Below are 18,260 nucleotides of genomic sequence, written 5' to 3' on the forward strand. Positions count from 1 at the left end.
CCTTGGGGTGGAACAGAAGTGAGTGAGTAAACGCGTGAGACCTAGGCCCGGAGCAGCACCACGGCCTGCGCCGGGATCGACACCGGACCCGGTGCAGGCGGTGCAAAGCCCGGCTGGATCTCGGCGGCCGAATCGAGCACGACCCGCCAGGCACCGGGGGGCAGGGTGAAGGGCAGCGCAGCAGTTTCCGGGTTGAAGACGATCAGCCACTGCTCGGGCGGCGTCTGCGCATCGGCTCGCGACTGGATGCGGCACGCAAACGCGTGCTGGCCATGTTCGTGCCAGTCATGCGGCTGCATGGCCCGGCCGGACGGCGCGAACCACTGCACGCTGCGCTCGGGCAAGACCACGTCCTCGCCGCAGAACCAGCGCTCGTGGCGCAGCGCCGCATGCTGCAGGCGCAGGCTGGTGAGCGTGTGGATCAGCGCGCTGAAGTCTTCATCGGGCTGCGGATCCCATCCAACCCAGCCGGTGGCATTGTCCTGACAGTAGGCGTTGTTGTTGCCGCTCTGGCTGTTGGACACCTCGTCGCCAGCCAGCAGCATGGGCGTGCCCTGGGCAAGCAGCAGCGTGGTGAGCATCGCGGCACGCACCCGCCGGCGCTGCGCTCGGATGGCGGCATCGTCGCTCGGCCCCTCGGCGCCGAAATTGGCTGCGGGCTCGCCATCACGGCCGTCGCGGTTGTTCTCGCCGTTGGCCTCGTTGTGCTTGCGGCTGTAGCTCGTGAGATCGGCCAGGGTATAGCCGTCATGAACCGACAGGAAGTTGATCGAGGCCGTGGGCAGGCGCGTGCCATGATGGAACACGTCGCTGGACGCGGTGAAGCGCCGCGCAAATTCGCCGCGGCTGACCTCGCGGTTGAGCCAGTAGCGCCGCACCGTATCTCGGAACTTGTCGTTCCATTCCATGAAGCGGCCGGGAAAGTGGCCCAGCTGATAGCCGTCGTAGCCGGCATCCCAGGGCTCGGCGATCAGATGCACTTGGGAGAGCACTGGGTCCTGCCGCATGGCCGTGAAGAAGGCCGCGTTGGCGTCATAGCCGTGGCGCGTGCGCCCGAGCACCGGGGCGAGATCGAAGCGGAAGCCATCCACGCCCATGACCTGCACCCAGTAGCGCAGCGAATCCAGCACGAACTGCGTGATGAAGGGATGCGCCACATTGACGGTGTTGCCGCAGCCGGTGAGGTTCTCGCAGCGGCTGCGGTCATCCGGCGTCAGGCGGTACCAGCTGGCGTTGTCCAGTCCGCGGAAGGACAGGGTCGGCCCGTATTCGTTGCCTTCGGGCGTGTGGTTGTAGACCACATCCAGAATGACTTCGATGCCTGCGGCATGCAGTGCCGCGACCATGCTGCGGAACTCCGCATTCACGGCGGACGGGTCGCCGCGGTGCTGCGCCAGACGCGGGTCCGGCGCGAAGAAACCCAGGGTGTTGTAGCCCCAGTAGTTCGTCAAGCTGCGGTCGCCAAGCCCCGGCTCGTCAATCCGGTAGTGCACTGGAAGCAGCGAGACTGCATTCACGCCAAGGCGCTTCAGGTGCGCGATCGAGGCCGGATGCGCCAGGCCAGCGTAGGTGCCACGCAGGGGCTTGGGCACATCCTCGCGCTGCATGGAGAAGCCCTTGACGTGCATCTCGTAGAGCACCAACTCGGGCAGCGGAATGCGCGGTGCATTCAAGCGCGGGCTTGCGGACGCGGGGGGCGGTTCCGTCACACGCGCCTTCAGGGCATGGAGCGCGTTGTCGCGCGTGTCGAACGAGCGCGGACCATCCGGGTGACCCAGCTCATAGCCGTGATGTTCGGCGCGCCAGGTGAAGTGACCGACGATCTCCTGGGCATAGGGATCGAGCAGCAACTTGTTGGCATTGAAGCGGTGGCCGTTCCAGGGCTCGTACGGGCCGTGGGCACGGAATCCGTACACGAGTCCGGCACCCACGCCCGGCAGAAAGCCGTGCCACACGCTGTCATGCGGGCCGTACAGCGGATAGCGCCGCAGTTCGCGCACGCCATCGGCATCGAACACGCACAGCTCCATGCGCTGGGCATGCTGGCTGAACACGGCAAAGTTGACACCGCAGTCACGGGCGAGGCTGCCGAAAGGCTCGTGACGTCCTGGTTCGAGCTGCTGCGGGAGATGAACGCTCATTCGATGACTGGAAGACTGCACATTGGCCGGATCAGCCGCTCACGGACACCACAGCACGTCGATGTCGTGCAGTGCTGCGGCCGGCGTGGCGATCGGATCTGCGCCACGCAAGGCATTTTCGAGCACGGTGAGCTTGGTCTGCCCCTGGATCACCAAGGCCACGCCGCGCGCGTGCATCAGTTCGGCATAGGTCATCGAGATGCGCTCAATCGCCGGCGCAGCGGTGGTGGGGGCCGGGATGGCTGCGAGGCGATCGGTGTTGGCCGGATCGAGCAGCGCCGTGAGGCCCGGCGTGCCGGGAAACAGCGAGGCGAAGTGGGCGTCGTTGCCCATGCCCAGCAGCACAAGGTCGTGCCGGTGCAGGCTGGACGGCAGGCTGGCGCGCAAGGCACCCACACCCGCACCGGCCGAGGGTGCGCCGTTCTTCAGCGGCACAAACTGCGCGCGGCTCGGCCCCTCATGGGACAGCAGGGTGCGCCGGAGCATGGCCGCATTCGAGTGCGGGTGATCCTCATCGACCCAACGTTCATCCGCAAGCATGACCGTGACCTTCTCCCAGGGCAGGTCCAGACTGGCCACCTGCGGCAGGAAGACCTCGGGGGTGCTGCCGCCGGAGAAGACCAGCTGCGCCGCACCGCGGGCCTGCACGCCCTGCATCACGGCGCCGGCCACGCGGCCAGCCACGGCGTCGGACAGGGCCTGCACGCTCTTGAAGCGCTCGATGCGCGGCAGCAGGGCCCCGCCGGATTCAGTGGTCGCCATCTGACTGTCTCTGCTCCCGATCAGCTTCAGGACTCTTCAGGCCAGGTGCTGCCATCGCGGCCGACCAGCGCGGCAGACGCCGCCGGACCCCAGGTGCCCGCGTTGTAGGGCTTGGGGGGTTCGGGCGAGGCGTCCCAGCCGGCCATGATCGGCTCGACCCACTTCCACGCGGCCTCCTGCTCATCGCGCCGCACGAAGAGGGTCAGGCGGCCCTGGATCACTTCAATCAGCAGGCGCTCATAGGCTTCCTGGCGGCGGGCCTTGGCCGTGTCGGCGAAGTTCAGGTTGAGCGAAATCTCCTGCAGCTTCATGCCCTCGCCCGGCGTCTTGGCCTGCAGCTGCAGGGTCAGGCCTTCATCAGGCTGCAGGCGGATGATCATGCGATTGTTCTCGGGCGCACCCACCGAGGATTCGAAGATCGAGTGCGGCACCTGCTTGAAGTTGATGACGATCTCCGCCAGGCGCTGCTCCATGCGCTTGCCGGTGCGCAGATAGAAGGGCACACCGGCCCAGCGCCAGTTGGCGAGTTCGGCCTTCAGAGCTACGAAGGTCTCGGTGCGCGAGCCGGACGTAATGCCTTCCTCGTCCTGATAGCCCGGCACCGGCTTGGCGGCCACGGCACCGGCCCGGTACTGGCCACGCACCGTATGGCTCTGCACTTCAGCGAGTGTGTAGGGCTTGAGTGCGCGCAGCACCTGGACCTTCTCGTCGCGCACGGCATCGGCGTCGATGGTGGCCGGCGGCTCCATGGCCACGATGCACAGCAGCTGCAGCAAGTGGTTCTGCACCATGTCGCGCAGCGCCCCGGTGTTGTCATAGAACTCGCCGCGGCCGCCCACGCCCACCTGCTCGGCAATCGTGATCTGCACGTCGCGAATCCAGGCGCGCGACCACAGGGGCTCGAACATGGCGTTGCCGAAGCGCAGCGCCAGCAGGTTCTGCACCGTTTCCTTGCCCAGGTAGTGGTCGATGCGGTAGATCTGGTGCTCGGCAAAGATGGCGCCCACGGCGTCATTGATGGTGCGCGAGGACGCAAGGTCGCGGCCCAGGGGCTTTTCGAGCACCACGCGGGACGCGGGTGTCACCAGCCCGGCGGCGGCCAGGTTCTGGCAGATCGGAGTGAACAGGGTGGGCGTGGTCGCCAGGTAGTAGACCCGGGCACGGTTCACGTCCGGATGCATGGCCTCGCCCAGACGCGCAAAGTCCTCGGGCTTGGCGGCGTCCACCGTCACGTAGCTCACGCGGGCCAGCAAGGCAGCCCAGGCTGCAGCGTCAAAGCTGTCCCCAAGAAACTCGGGGACCTGCTCGGTGAGCAGTGAGTGGTACTGCTCGGTGGAAAGATTCTGCCGGGCACAACCGATCACGCGCACATCATCCATCGACTTGCCACCACGTGAGGCGGCATAGATGGCCGGGATGAGCTTGCGCATGGCGAGGTCGCCGGTGCCGCCGAAGAACACCAGATCCGCGGAATGCGTTTGGGACACGAACAGAGCCTTTCTTGTGAGCGCCCCTGTGCTGCGCTGTGCACCACAGTCGGCGCTTGGCGCCTGCCCGCCGAGCCCTCCGGCTCTGCCTCCCGTGCAGACGTCCATGCTTGGAACAGCGACCTGCACGCAAGGGCGTGCCGCATCGCGCGACAGGCCCAAGGTAGCAAAACTACAGCCTAATGTAAACGCAGTCCTCGGTGAATCCACAGGTCGATCGAAACAGACGCAAACGTTTGCATTCAATGCACTGCTTAGGGGAATAGCGTCACGCCGACAACCCCGAGCTTGATGGGGATGTTTGTCACCTACTTGGCGCAACGCGTGCAAAAATGTAGTTTGCTTACGTCAGCGGTGCGCATCTTGCACGCCCGCCGCATTCCAAGAGGACACCATGCCGGTCAACGCCACGCTCGCTCAGGTCACGCAACGCATCATCGAACGCAGCCGCGACAGCCGTGGCCTGTATCTGAAGCGGCTTGAGGCACAGCGTGTGGACGGCGCCAAGCGGGCGCGCCAGTCCTGCGCCAACCTGGCCCATGCCTTTGCGGCGGCGCCCGCCAACGACAAGCTGCTGCTGCGCGAACAGCGTGCACCCAACGTGGCCATCGTCTCGGCCTACAACGACATGCTCTCGGCCCACCAGCCGCTGCAGCACTTCCCGGAGATCATCAAGCGGGCGGTACGCGAAGCGGGCGCCACGGCGCAGTTTGCAGGCGGCGTACCGGCGATGTGCGATGGCGTCACGCAGGGTACGGCCGGGATGGAACTCTCCTTATGGTCGCGCGACGTGATCGCCCAGGCGACGGCGGTGGCGCTGTCGCACGACGTATTCGATGCCGCGCTCATGCTGGGCGTGTGCGACAAGATCGTGCCGGGCCTGCTGATCGGGGCGCTGACCTTCGGCCACATCCCGACGATCTTCGTGCCCGCCGGGCCGATGACTTCGGGCCTGTCCAACGACGAAAAGGCCAAGGTGCGCCAGCTGTACGCCGAAGGCAAGGTCGGCCGCGAGGAGTTGCTCGAAGCCGAGGCTCAGGCCTACCACGGCGCCGGCACCTGCACCTTCTACGGCACGGCAAACAGCAACCAGATGCTCATGGAGGTCATGGGCCTGCATCTGCCGGGCAGCGCATTCATCAACCCGGGCACCGGGCTGCGCGATGCGCTCACAGCCGAGGCTGCGCGCCGCGCCGTCGGCCTGACCAAGCTGGCGGGCGACTACACGCCGATCGGCCATGTGATCGACGAGCGCGCGATCGTCAATGGCATCGTCGGTCTGCTGGCCACGGGCGGCTCGACCAACCACACCATCCACCTTGTGGCGATTGCCCGCGCCGCCGGCGTGATCATCAACTGGACGGATTTCTCCGACCTCTCCGCCGTGGTGCCGAGCATGTGCCGCATCTACCCGAACGGCAAGGCGGACGTGAACCACTTCCATGCCGCGGGCGGCCTGGGCTTCGTGATCCGCGAACTGCTGGATGCTGGCCTGCTGCATGAGGACGTGAAGACCGTGGCCAAGGCCAGCTTGCGTGCCTATGCCCAGGAGCCGACGATGGAGAACGGCGCGCTCGCGTGGAAGCCGGCACCGGCCAGGTCTCTGGACGAGACCATTGTGCGCCCCGTGGCCACCGCCTTCACGCCGGACGGCGGCATGAAGCTGATGCAGGGCAACCTGGGCCGCGCGATCTTCAAGGCGAGCGCCGTGAAGCCGGAGCACCGCGTGGTGGAAGCACCCTGCCGCATCTTCCACGACCAGGCCGAGATGCAGGCCGCCTTCAGGGCCGGCGAGCTGGACCGCGACGTGGTGGTGGTCGTGCGTTACCAGGGCCCGCGCGCCAACGGCATGCCCGAGCTGCACAAGCTCACCCCGCCGCTGGCCGTGCTGCAGGACCGTGGCTTCAAGGTCGCGCTGGTGACTGACGGGCGCATGTCCGGCGCATCCGGCAAGGTGCCGGCAGCCATTCATGTGTCGCCCGAGGCACTGGTGGGCGGCCCGCTGCGTCTGTTGCGTGACGGGGACGTGGTTCGCGTCAATGGCGACACCGGCGAGCTGCAAGCCCTGGTGAACGCCGCCGATTGGGCCGCACGCAACGCCGAGACCCCGGACCTGGAAGCCAACAGCTGGGGCTGTGGCCGCGAGCTGTTTGCAATCAGCCGCGCCAACGCGCTCACTGCTGAAGAGGGCGCGGTGAGCTGGATGGCCTGACGGATGGCCGTGCGGATGCCTGAAGGAGCGCATTCCGCCTTATATAAGTCATTATCGGCCATAACTTTGTGAAGCCACGATTTGGCCATAGCCCGCACGGATCATGCGGTAGGCGCCCTATAGCGATCACAAGATCATTTCTTTTCGGCCACTGAGGCTGTGGCCCGTGCCGCGCAGTTCCGCCCAAACCTGCCCGCGATCCCCCACCCACGGTATCTGAGCGTCCTGCGAGCAGCGGTTCATACCCAGTCGGCGCGATGGGGGTCGGGTGATCAAGATGCACGCTCTGCGTAGACTGCCCTGCAGAACAGCCGGCGCGCGCAGCCCGTGTCCCCGTCCTCCCGGGGGCCTGAGTGCGATGCGCGCAAGCCGGTCGGGGATCGCTCCATGGTCACAGCCACCTCAGGCGCAGCCGCTGCTGCGCGCAGCCTGCTTGCGGGCGCCACACCGCTGGCTCAGCTCGGCACCCGCGCCGGCCTGGCCGCATCGCCCCTGCTGTTTCACCGGCTCGAATCCCGCAGCCGCTTGAACAGCACCGAGCCCAGCACCCTGCAGTTCCTCTCGCTGGACGCCGGCATCGACCTGCATGGCCTCTTGGGCGAGCACTTCACCACCTACCTGCGCCTGAACCTGGCTGAAGCGAAGACCCGCCCCTTCGACGGCCTCGTGCAGTCCGCGCGGCAGCTCGATCAAGTGGGTCGCTTCACCCGCTACGAAGTCACCCTGCGCCCCTGGCTGTGGTTCCTGAGCCTCACCACCGATTGCAAGATCTTCCAGGACGCCAGCGTCCCCGAGATCCTTGCTGCCGTGCTGGGCGATCACGCGATTGCCAAGAGCGAGTTCAAGCTCACCCACGCCTACCCCAAGCGGCCCTACACCGTGCAGTACCGGGAGAGCGATCTGGCCTTCATCAACCGCCTGTGCGAGCTCGAAGGCATCACCTACCACGTCGTGCACCATCCGGCCGAAGGCGCCGGCTCAGGTGCAGGCGCCCTGCTCGGCGCCAATCCGGGGCCAGGCAGCCACAGCATCGTCTTCACCGACAGCGCGGCCAAACATGCCGACTGCCCAGGCTACGAGACCGTCCCCTTCCACGCCCAGGTGGGCAGCCGCCGCGAGGACGAACAGGCCCTGCTCAGCTGGACCGAGCAGCGCAGCATCGCCGCATCCAGCGTCACCTTGAGCGACTACGCCTTCCTCAAGCCTGGCGCCCCCCAAACCGGCGGCCGGGCCGATGCGAGCCTGAGCGCTCAGCTGCAAGGCGCCCATGCCGAGATCTACGAGGCACCGGGTCAGTTCCACAAGGAAAGCCGCGAGGAGTCCATCGCAGAGCATCAGGCCCAGGTGCTGCTCGAATCGATCGCCACCGGCACCCGCACCTGGACGGGTGCCACCAGTGCCCGCGGCTTGAGCACCGGCGGCTGCTTCACCCTCACCAAGCACCCCCAGGCCGGGCAGAACGGCCACTACCTCATCACCGGCGAGCGCTGTACGGTGGTGTTTGCCAGCTACGAAGGAGTGAGCGGGACAGAGGAGCGTCCCAGTGGACACTCCTCTGCCAGCGAGCTCCAAGCCGCGTACTCGCGGCGCGGTGGGTCGCCGAGCCTCGAAGAAGTGCTCAGTGCCGGCGGCGCCTACTTCCACGCCGAGATCAGCGCCCAGCGCAGCGAGCAGCCCCATCGCCCGGCGCGCGTCACACCGCGCCCGCAGATCCACAGCATCCAGACCGCCACCGTGGTTGGCAGCGGTGCCGGCGAGATCCACACCGACGCCCACGGCCGCATCAAGGTGCACTTCCACTGGGATCGCTACGGCGGCAGGAACGGCCAGGACAGCTGCTGGCTGCGGGTTGCCCAGCCCTGGGCCGGGGCCAACTGGGGCGCGCAGTTCCTGCCCCGTGTGGGCCAGGAGGTGATCGTCAGCTTCGTCGAGGGCGACCCCGACGCGCCGATCGCCACCGGCCGCCTGTACAACGCCGAGCAGCGAGCCGCCGCCTTCAGCGATGCGGGCAGCCTGCCGGGCAACCAGGCCCTGGCCGGGTTCAAGAGCAAGGAGCTCAACGGATCGGGCTACAACCAGCTGCTGTTCGATGACACCGCCGGGCAAGTGCGCCTGCAGCTGGCCACAACCCACGGCGCCAGCCAGCTCAACCTGGGGTATCTGGTGCATCCCAGAGCCGACAGTGCCGAAGAAGCCGGCGCTGTCGACAAACCCAGTGCGGAACCGCGCGGCGAAGGCTTCGAGCTGCGCACCGACCACTGGGGTGCCATCCGCGCAGCCAAGGGCCTGCTCATCACCACCGACGGACGCGCGCAAGCCGTGGGCGGGGCGCTGGACCGCAATGAGCTGATTGCCGTGCTGCAAGAAGCCCTGACCCTCGCACAAAGCCTCACCGACAGCGCCAGCCAGGCCGGCGCCAGTACGGCCAAGGACGAGAAGGACACCAAGGGCCCGGACCACGCCCCGCAGGAGACCCAGCTCAAGGAGGTGAAGGGGCTTGCGGCCGGCGCCAACAACGAACCAGACAACACCGACCCCAGCGCCAACCACCTGGCCCTGCACAGCCCGGCAGGCATTGCAATGGCCAGCCCGCACAGCGTGACCCTGGCCGCCGGGCAGACGCTCGATCAGGTGGCCGCAAAGCACATCCAGCTCACCAGCGGGCAGCAGATGCACCTGCATGCGGGTACAGGCATCCGCCAATACACCCACGCAGGCGGCATCCATCAGATTGCGCACCAGGGCAAGGTGCTGATCCAGAGCCAGCATGATGACACCGTCATCAACGCCGAACAGGCCATCCACCTCAGCGCATCACAGAAGCACATCCTGCTGGAGGCCAAGGAGCACATCACGCTGGCTGAAAGCGGCGGCGCCTATCTGAAGCTGGCCGGCAAGGATCTTGAGCTGGGTGCGCCGAATGGATTCACAGTCAAGGCTGCGAAGTACGTGCTTGCAGGGCCAGGCAGCATCGGTACGGCATTGCCCAGCTTTTCGAAGTCCGATCTGAAGTACGACCAGCAATTCGTGTTGCTGCTGGCCAGCGGTGCAGCCGTCGCGAATCGCAAGTTCGAAATCACCTATGAGGATGGCCGAAAGGTGTCCGGTTCCACGGACGGTGAAGGCAAGACGGGCATTGAGCAGTCACTGATCTCCGAACGCTGCAGCATCAAGATCCTGCCGCCCGACGCATGAACCCCACCCATCCGCACCGGCAAGCTGCATGAGCTCGAATCCTTTCGATCTGTACAACGAAGTCCCGATCCAATACGACGATCAGGGCCGACCTTACGCCGATGCGGGTCTGACACCCGTGCAGGACAGCAAGCGTACGGCCCTCGTCGTCCCCGCGTCCAAGGTCATTCCGGTCGTGTTCTTGCCGGGCATCATGGGATCGAACCTGCGATTGGTCGAAGCTGGGGGCTTTGACACCAACGGCCTCGCGTGGAATCCCGGTGGAGCATGGTGGATGCTTTCAAAGTTCCGCCCACTCAGCCCATCGCAGCGACGCCGGCTCCTTGACCCAGCCAATACCGAGGTGGCGCTGGACATGCCGCTGGGCGACGAAGCGGTGAGCGGCTTCAACGTGACCAGCGCGACTGACGGGCGCGCGGGGCCCAATGCGCAGAAGCGGCGGGTGCAGAATCTGAAGGCAGAGTTCACCCGCCGGGGCTGGGGCTCGGTCATGCTGGGCAGTGGCGGGTACCTTCCCTTCCTCGCCTATCTCGAACTGCACCTGAACCGCATGTTCTGGCGCGGCCAGCTGGACACACTCTGGAGCCGCAACGTGCTTCAGCGCAAGCGCACCACAGGCCGAAACATCACAGCAGCCGTTGATTGGGACATCACCAAGGGCGACAAGCCGCTGAGCGAACAGGACCTCAAGAAGGCTGCCGAGTATTGGCTGCCTGTCCATGCCGTCGGCTACAACTGGATCCGCAGCAATGAGGATGCAGGTAAATACGTTGCAAAGCGTGTGGAAGGCTTCATTGCGCACTACACGAAACTGGGCTATCAGTGCGACAAGGTGATTCTGGTGACTCACTCGATGGGCGGGCTGGTCGCGCGCGCTGCGTGCAGTCCGCAAATCGGCAACCTCGCAGGCAAGACACTGGGCGTGATTCACGGCGTGATGCCCGCGACGGGGGCTGCCGCGGCGTATTGGCGTTGCCAGGGCGGCTTTGAGGGTTGGGCGCGCGGCTGGGATGCTGCGTCGGGCATTCTCGGACCGAACGGCCCCGCTGTCGCCGCGGTGTTCAGCGGAAGTCCGGGCGCGCTGCAGTTGCTGCCAAGCAAGCAGTACGGCAGCGGTTGGCTGCAGTTCAAGGACGCCAAGGGCCGTGTGCTGGAGGCGCTGCCCAAGGCCAATCCTTATTCGGAGATCTATTCACAGGAATCCGTCTGGTGGCGTCTCATGCGCCCGGATTGGATCGATCCCGACAACTTCGACGATCTCGAACCTCGCGAACGACGTCTGCTGTGGGCACGCTTCACCCAGAATCTGAAGTATGCGGAGAGCTTTCACGACAAGATCGCGAACTACTACCACCCACTGACGCACGCCCAATACGCCAACGACGACGAAGACCACAAGGCCTTCGGCAATGCGGTCTGGCGGATCACCAACTACCAGGGGGTGTCTGACGCGGAGATCCACAGCTCGAGCAACATCTACGAAGATGATCAGCACGGGCGCCGGCTCGTGGTGGTCGATCGTCCATCAAAGAGCTGGATCCTGCCCGATGACTGGCTGCCGCGTGACCGCTTCTGGGGTCGGTTGGAGATGCAGGATGAAGCCGGTGACGGTACCGTGCCGGTGCGCTCCGGTGCTGCCGCGGCAAAGCACGCGCAGTTTGTGTGCGCGCACCGACCGGGCTATGACCATCAGGGCAGCTGGAACGACGACCGACCGAGAACAGCGGCGCTCTACAGCGTCGCGCGAATCATCTCCGAGGCACTGTGAAGCTCCACTCGTACGCCACCAAGACGGCCGGACGCCCTGCCCTGCACCGAGCAGGCATGCTGGTCGCCCTGCTGTTCACGCTCATCGCCACCGGCTGCGAGCCCGCAGCAGTCGCCCGCGCGCCGATCAAGTCACAAGTCCCTGAGAAAGCCATCATGAGAATCGAGTGCTTTGGTCGCTACCAGGTCACCGTACCCGCTGGCAGCGTGTTCAGCGTTCCCTCGGTGACGCTGCCGAATGTCGAGTTTCGTGCGCAGCGTGAAGGCGCCGCGACGCTTGACGCCTTCCAAGGCAAGCTCAAGGTCTTCGCGCAGAAGCTGGGCACCTCGCCCCATGACACTGAGAAGAGCCTGCTGCATCGCGTGGAGGCGCTGGGCCCGGATGCCGCAGTGATCGTGTTTCGCGAATCGGCTGCTGCCACAGAGGTCTTCGAGATCCAGGGCTGGCGCTGGCTGGCTCCAGGTGTCGAATACATCGCTGCGGGCGCTGCGACTACGGCGGAGGTCACGGCCGACACCCCGCTGTTTGCGCAGGCGGCCCAGAATCTGCGCTTTCGTGCACCCGGCACGGTGCCGCAGTCACCCGGTCTCTGCCTGCAGGATGCGTGGCTCCCAGGCGGTGCACATCGGCGCGAAAGCGTATCTGCACGACTGACGCTGCCTGCCCAAGGCGTCACCATCACGCTGGCGACCGAGCTGCCTGTACCCAAAACCCGGGACGATCAACTGCTTGCACGCTGGAATGCCGCCAAGCGGGTCAGTGCGCCTTTGCCCAAGTTTGAGGAACTTCGCAACGGCACCCGGATGGTGGACGGACGCCCCGCTGAAGAGCTGGTCCTCCTGGCGAACAATGACCGTGGCGTACCGACGCTGGACGCCAAGCTTGAGGCCTATGGCGACCGCACGCCGCAGCGCCCCACATTGCGCATCAGCATGACCGTCGAGCAGCTCGACGCTGCACCGGGCGCGGGTATCAATCAGCCCTTGAGCCGCAAGGCGGCACTCGAGCTCTGGGATGGTCTGACTCAATCCATCCGCCAGCGCGCCGGCGCGTTCTAGGTGCCGCACCAACGCACACACGCAAACCACTGGTGCAGACAACAACTTCAAACACGGAGGAGACGCCGTTCGCGCTGAGCGTTCTTGGCGCATCCCTCAGCGCCGGTGACCTCTCAGGCGACGACGTCCTGCGGCGGATGTCAGCGCGAGGCGGAGCCATGGCCGACTTTCTGGCCACGATCCTGGCACATCAGCAGAGTGCGCAGCCTGACGCCCCGGAGGCGGCTGCAGCCTCGGCACTGGCGGAGTGTGTTCGGGGTTGCGCTGAGCATGCCTGGCTGCCCTGCGCTGGCGTCGGCATGACGGCGCAATCTGCGCGCCTACGCCTGGGCGACCTGCTGGGCAGGGCAGGCCTGGATCGCATGCGTGCGCTGCCACACGATCTGCCCGCTGCTGCGGAGACTGCGTCCGATCCCATGGCAATCGTCTTCGCACAATTCCTAGCTGACCCCTCATTGGGCGCCGTGTTGCTTCATGCGCGGCGACCGGTCAAGGTGAATGCGGGACACGAGGTGCCCATCGACGTGTTTCTTCTCGTTGGCAGCATGGTCCGACTTCAGCGCCAGACCTCGGGCGCGGGCACGACGCCCCAGACCGAGCCGTCGTCGGATTGGCGCAAGCTGATAGGAGCAGGCCTGGAAAACGTCGCGCCAATCGGTCGCTTGTGTCGACCGGTTGCCGTGTCACTGCAGTGTGACGAGTACGGCAGCCCCGTCACTGAATCGGCAAGCGCTGCGCGGCGACTGGACAGCACTCAAACCGCTGCCGCCTTCGTGCAGGGTTGGACCCATCTCACCCAAGCAATGGGCGATGTGGCCCTATGGCGGGCTCGAAAGCCCTTCTGGGTGGTCGACCGCAGGGTGAACGAAGACAGCGTTGCACTTCAGGGGGTCACGATGGCGCTGGCTCATCCGGACGCGAGAGACTATTTCCTGCCTGGAAGCGATCTGATGCGCGGTGACGAGGCTCTGCATCTTGCGGATGAGCTTGAAGATGCCTCCGGCGCGTCAGCCCTGCTTGCATGGACGCTGGCATGCATGCAGCTGGCGCGCCAGGCGACGTCGAAGCAGGATGCGGCGGTCGTGCTCGGACTGAAGAACCCCAAGCGGATCGACCTCGGCGTGGTCACTCGCACCGCCAATCCACTCGGCTGATCGGCGCGAACAACATAGATACCCCCTGTCCGAAATCAATCTTTTGATAGACGTGTCAGGAAGCTTTCCGCTTGCTAGAAGCAGCTCTTCGGCCGATCACTAGCAAATGGCATTCGGCCGTAATTGAACTATTTTTGGCGGACAAGCACCCGCCCGCCCCGGGCAGGCGCATTGATCTGCATCACGCGGTGGCTCAAATCCAGCCGCTCACCGGTCAGCAGATCAAGATAGCGGCCTCGCAAGCGATCAGGAACGTTCAGAGCAACAGCGCGTTCGGTCTCAGCGTTGTTGAGCAGCACGATCGCATGTTCGTCGCCTAGAGCACGATGCAGTACGACAACCCGCTCATCCAGGAAAAGCGGCGCATCAATCGACCCACGACGCAATACAGCATGCTGGTTGCGAAGCGCCGTGAGCTTCCGGAACCACGCGAGCATGTCTTCATCGGGCCGACCACCGAGATCGGCCCAAGGGTAGGTGGCCCGGTTGTAGGGGTCATCGCCCCCCGTCACGCTCACTTCATCGCCGTAGTAGATGGCCGGTGAGCCCGGGAAGGTCATCTGCACCAAGACCGCCAATTTGTAGCGCTGCTTGGCGAGCGCGATGGCGTCCGGCTTGCTGTCCTCATGCCAGCCCAGCACGTGCAGGCTGCGGGCCTGGTCATGGCTGGAAAGCAGGTTCATCAGCGCATAGAAGGCCTGCGGCGGATAGGCCTCGCGCATCAGTTCGATGTTCTGCCACAGCTCCTTGGCGTTGCCGCCTGCCGCGTACTCCAGCACGGCATTGCGGAAGATGTAGTTCATGGTGCTGTCGAACATGTCGCCCAGGAAGTACTTGGACGAGTCGAACCAGGTCTCGGCGATCGTGATGGCATCCGGCGTGTGGGCACGGATCGCGGCGCGCCATTCGCGCCAGAAGTCGTCGGGTACCCAGGGGGCCACATCCATGCGCCAGCCCGCCGCACCGAGATCCAGCCACTGCTTCATCACGCTGTCCGGCTTGCGGTAGGCAAAGTCGCGCCAGGCCGGCGAGGCCTTGTCGAGTTCCGGCAGATCGGCCACACCCACCCAGCCCGTGTACTGCTTGTTGGGATCGGTCTGGGTTTCGTCAAATCGGTACCAGCTCGCATAGAGCGAGTCCTTGCGGATCTTGCCGCCCTCGAACGCGCCGCGGCTGGCGTACTTGCCGAAGCGGTCGAAGTAGATCGAGTCGCTGCCCGTGTGATTGAGCGAGGTGTCCGGGATGATGCGGATGCCGCGCCGAGCGGCCTCGCGGGTGAGCCGCGCGAAGTCCGCATTGGTGCCGAAGGCCGGGTCAACGCGCGTGTAGTCTGCGGTGTCGTACTTGTGGTTGCTGGATGCCTGGAAGACCGGCGTCATGTAGATCGCGTTCGCACCGAGGCTCTTGATGTAGTCCAGCTTCTCGATGATGCCGGCCAGGTCGCCACCAAAGAAGTCGTTGTTGAAGTGGGCATCAGATCCATCGCCCGTGCCGGGGCGAAATGGTTTGCTATTCCAGTTGGCGTGGAACTCGACATCCTTGTCGTGATAGCGGTCCTGGGTGCGGCCGCCACCGGGCCGTGGGTCGTTGCTGCGGTCGCCGTTGCGGAAACGGTCCGGGAAGATGTAGTAGTAGACGGTGTCGGGCGCCCACTCGGGCACCTTGAAGTCGGCGGAGTACACAGTCTGGCGGAAGCGCCGCACGGTACGCGTACTGGCCGGCTTGTCGGCCACAGCGCCGAGTCCGCCGCTGCCCTTCTCGCGGGTCCAGAAGACCGCCTGACTGTTGTTCTGGTAGACGAAGGCGGCATCGCCGATCTGGACTTCGAACCAGTAGCCGTAGACACCGATCTGCTCGAAGCGATGGGTCACTTCCCAGCGCTCACCGCTGCCGTCGGCGCGCCGCTGCATGGGCAGGCGCGCCAGGGTGCTGTACTCAAGCACTTCCTGGTTGCCCTCCAGTCGGCGGTTCTCGATGACCAGGGTGACACGATCCACGCCCTTGTCCGCAGCCAGGCTGTAACGGATGGGCGTGCCCGCCACCACGGCACCGAAGGGCTGCTTGAACTGCGGTGCGCGCGAGTCGAACTTCAGGCTCAGGGCCACCGGATGGCTGACCTGCTGCGCCGTCGGATCAGCAAAGGTCTTGGGGCCGATGCTGAAGTCCGGCTTGCCGTCGACGAAGGCCAGGCGCAGTGTGTGTTCCCCGGAGAACACCGCATTGAGATTGCCCGTGGCGCCAGCTGCGGGCCGCATCTGCGGATCGGCACCGAAGCTGGTCTTGGGCGACCAGGCCACATCGGCGAGCTTGAAGTCGTGCCGGCCGGTCACCTTGACGTTGAGGTAGTACGCGTCACAGCTCCAGCGGAACTGGAAGTCGTCCACAGCGGCCCAGTTGTTCATGGAACCGCGCAGAAAGAGCACGGTGTCGCCAAGCGGCGCTTGCGCCGGACAGGATTCGATATCCAAGGTGGGCGTCCTCAGAGAAGGCGACATCGACAGGCGCAGACGGTAGACGCCGGAAAACTTGCGGCTGATCTCCTGGCCGCGCAGTGCAAGCATCGGGCTGCGGGCGGCACCGGGTGGCGCACCGAAATCCGCATCGGCACTCCAGCCCTCGTCGCCGAGCTTGAAGCGGTGCTCGCCCTGCAGGCTCGTGACGAGCTCATAGCGGTTGCAGGCCCAGGTGAATCGCTGCCGATCCACGGCATTCCAGCTGTTGAAGGTGCCGCGCAGGTAGAGGCTGCGTCCACCCAGGGGATCCTTGCTGCAGACGGGCGCGTCTGCAGAGCCCGCCTGGGCGAATGTGGCTGCACTGCTCAGGGCGAGCAGCAGCGGCCCGACGCAGCGGGCCAGCAGGGCGATACGCATCACTGCACTCGCTTGAAGTTGCTGTAGCCCTCGGGCGTGACGAGCCGGGGCTTGAGGACCCAGGCGGTCTGCGGCGGCATCTTGACCTGGATCATCGAGGCCTGCAGTTGCACCACGCGGCCGCTGATCTGGTCGATCAGATTTTCGCCGTCCATGAGCTTGGAATTGCTGACCAACACGGTGGTGTTGGCTTCGGTCAGGGCAGGATTGATCATGACCAGCACGGTATCTCCCGCTCGATCAGTGAAGCGTTCATACGCAATCACGCCGCCACTGGCTTCTGCCGTACGGAAGTCGCCCACACGCAAAGCACGGTTGGCCTTGCGGATGCCGATCAGCTGGCGGGTCCAGGCCAGATCGGGATGCTTGGCCTCGACCCGATCCCAGCGCATCGGGCCGCGCATCTCGGGGTCATCGCCGCCTTCCATGGCCACTTCGGTGCCGTAGTACAGATTCACTGCACCGGGCAGGGTGAACTGGATGACTTGCGCAAGCTTGCGCGCCTTGGCATCCGGCACCGTGGTGGCCAGCCGGAAGGTGTCATGGTTGTCCAGATAGACCCAGCTCTTGAGCATGTGCTCATAGTTGGCATCGCGCACCATGCGGTCGACCATGCGCGTGAAAGACGGGCCGTCGAGCTCGCGGTTGGCCGCAGAGATCATGAGCTTGCGCAGACCGAAGTGCATCACGCCATCCACCGAGGGAAACCATTCACGGGGGTAGTTCGGGATCTCGCCGACGACCAACGAGCCCGGCTTTTCAGCATGCGCCGCCTGCGTCAGCTCGCGCAGATAGTTGAAGCCGATGTCGAAGGCCACATCCAGCCGCCAGCCATCCACACCGTCGCGCAGGTAACTGCGTACAACCGAGTTTGGCGAGGCATAGACATGATCCCGTACGGGCTTGTGTTCCAGGTTCAGCTCAGGCAGGTTCTCCACATTCCACCAGCCGCGCACACCGCCTTTGAACTGCGAACCGAACACGAACCAGTTACGGTACGGACTCTTGGGGTTGGATTCCGCATCCTTGAAGATGGGTGCATTGCGGCCCATGTGGTTGAACACGCCATCCAGCACCAACTTCATGTTGCGACGCTTGAGCTCGGCAGCCAGCTTGCGGACGTCCTCGCGTGTGCCGAACTCCGGCGAGACCACGTTGTAGTCCAGCGAGTCGTACTTGTGATTGGTCCATCCGAGATGGATCGGATTCAGATACAGCACTTCGATGCCAAGCTGCTGCACATAGTCCAGGCGGCTCATGGTGCTGGCCAGATCACCGCCCCAGAAGTCGATCTCATGACTCCAGACACGCTCCTTGTCCAGATATGTGCCACGCTTGGGTTCCTCGTCCCATGAGCGCAGGCGCTTGGGTGGGGGATACAGATTGCGCTTCGCTTCGAGGTTGGCGCTGGGAGCAAAGCGGTCCACGAGCACCTGATAGACAAGCGCGCCATTGCGCCAATCGGCTTCGCGCTTTTCGTACAGGCCCGCAACCTGCTTGTCGTACTGGTTCGCGTACATGGAGGCAGGCGCCTTGTTGGTCGGTGAACTCTGCGCCAGGGCAGCACTCGCCGCGAGCGTCAGAGCTGAAAGAGTCAGTGCAGCTCTCATGAG

Annotated in this window: 10 protein-coding genes; 5 read left to right on the forward strand and 5 right to left on the reverse strand. The window is 65.1% G+C overall.

What is annotated here, in order from left to right; all coding sequences use genetic code 11:
- Nucleotides 1-41: 41 nt before the first annotated feature.
- The 3 genes from glgX to zwf are packed head-to-tail and all read right to left on the reverse strand — an operon-like array spanning nt 42 to nt 4,390.
- Entirely contained in the window at nt 42-2,141 is a 2,100-nt protein-coding gene (glgX, locus tag ACMDW7_RS13270) for a glycogen debranching protein GlgX (protein ID WP_377303896.1), read from the reverse strand.
- 39 nt (nt 2,142-2,180) lie between these two features.
- Nucleotides 2,181-2,903 carry a 6-phosphogluconolactonase gene (pgl, locus tag ACMDW7_RS13275; protein WP_377303894.1) on the reverse strand — a complete coding sequence of 241 codons (723 nt, stop codon included), beginning with the start codon at nt 2,901-2,903 and terminating at the stop codon, nt 2,181-2,183.
- A 26-nt stretch (nt 2,904-2,929) separates the two neighbouring features.
- Nucleotides 2,930-4,390 (reverse strand): glucose-6-phosphate dehydrogenase, encoded by a 1,461-nt coding sequence (gene zwf, locus ACMDW7_RS13280; RefSeq protein ID WP_377303892.1) that lies wholly within the window; start codon nt 4,388-4,390, stop codon nt 2,930-2,932.
- Nucleotides 4,391-4,784: 394 nt separating this feature from the next.
- Between zwf and edd the strand changes: the two genes are divergently transcribed.
- The 5 genes from edd (at nt 4,785) to ACMDW7_RS13305 (ending at nt 13,777) form a co-directional block, all read left to right on the forward strand.
- Nucleotides 4,785-6,602 carry a phosphogluconate dehydratase gene (edd, locus tag ACMDW7_RS13285; protein ID WP_377303890.1) on the forward strand — a complete coding sequence of 606 codons (1,818 nt, stop codon included), beginning with the start codon at nt 4,785-4,787 and terminating at the stop codon, nt 6,600-6,602.
- A 387-nt stretch (nt 6,603-6,989) separates the two neighbouring features.
- Nucleotides 6,990-9,797: a type VI secretion system Vgr family protein gene (locus ACMDW7_RS13290; RefSeq protein ID WP_414859564.1), complete on the forward strand. Its 2,808-nt coding sequence runs from the start codon at nt 6,990-6,992 to the stop codon at nt 9,795-9,797.
- A 28-nt stretch (nt 9,798-9,825) separates the two neighbouring features.
- Complete coding sequence (locus tag ACMDW7_RS13295; protein ID WP_377303604.1) at nt 9,826-11,565, forward strand: esterase/lipase family protein; 1,740 nt, start codon at nt 9,826-9,828, stop codon at nt 11,563-11,565.
- A 56-nt stretch (nt 11,566-11,621) separates the two neighbouring features.
- Entirely contained in the window at nt 11,622-12,623 is a 1,002-nt protein-coding gene (locus ACMDW7_RS13300; protein ID WP_414859565.1) for a T6SS immunity protein Tli4 family protein, read from the forward strand.
- Between the two features lie 158 nt (nt 12,624-12,781).
- Nucleotides 12,782-13,777: a hypothetical protein gene (locus ACMDW7_RS13305; protein WP_414859566.1), complete on the forward strand. Its 996-nt coding sequence runs from the start codon at nt 12,782-12,784 to the stop codon at nt 13,775-13,777.
- 128 nt (nt 13,778-13,905) lie between these two features.
- On the opposite strand, the gene ACMDW7_RS13310 is transcribed toward ACMDW7_RS13305, so the two are convergent.
- Both ACMDW7_RS13310 and ACMDW7_RS13315 read right to left on the reverse strand, forming a co-directional pair.
- Complete coding sequence (locus ACMDW7_RS13310; RefSeq protein ID WP_377303598.1) at nt 13,906-16,647, reverse strand: alpha-amylase family glycosyl hydrolase; 2,742 nt, start codon at nt 16,645-16,647, stop codon at nt 13,906-13,908.
- The gene (locus ACMDW7_RS13315) at nt 16,647-18,257 is read right to left on the reverse strand and encodes a glycoside hydrolase family 13 protein (RefSeq protein ID WP_377303596.1); all 1,611 of its coding nucleotides are present in this window, start codon (nt 18,255-18,257) and stop codon (nt 16,647-16,649) included. The genes ACMDW7_RS13310 and ACMDW7_RS13315 overlap by 1 nt, the downstream gene beginning before the upstream one ends.
- Nucleotides 18,258-18,260 lie beyond the last annotated feature (3 nt).

This window comes from Piscinibacterium candidicorallinum, assembly GCF_047549485.1.
Lineage (GTDB): Bacteria > Pseudomonadota > Gammaproteobacteria > Burkholderiales > Burkholderiaceae_C > Piscinibacterium > Piscinibacterium candidicorallinum.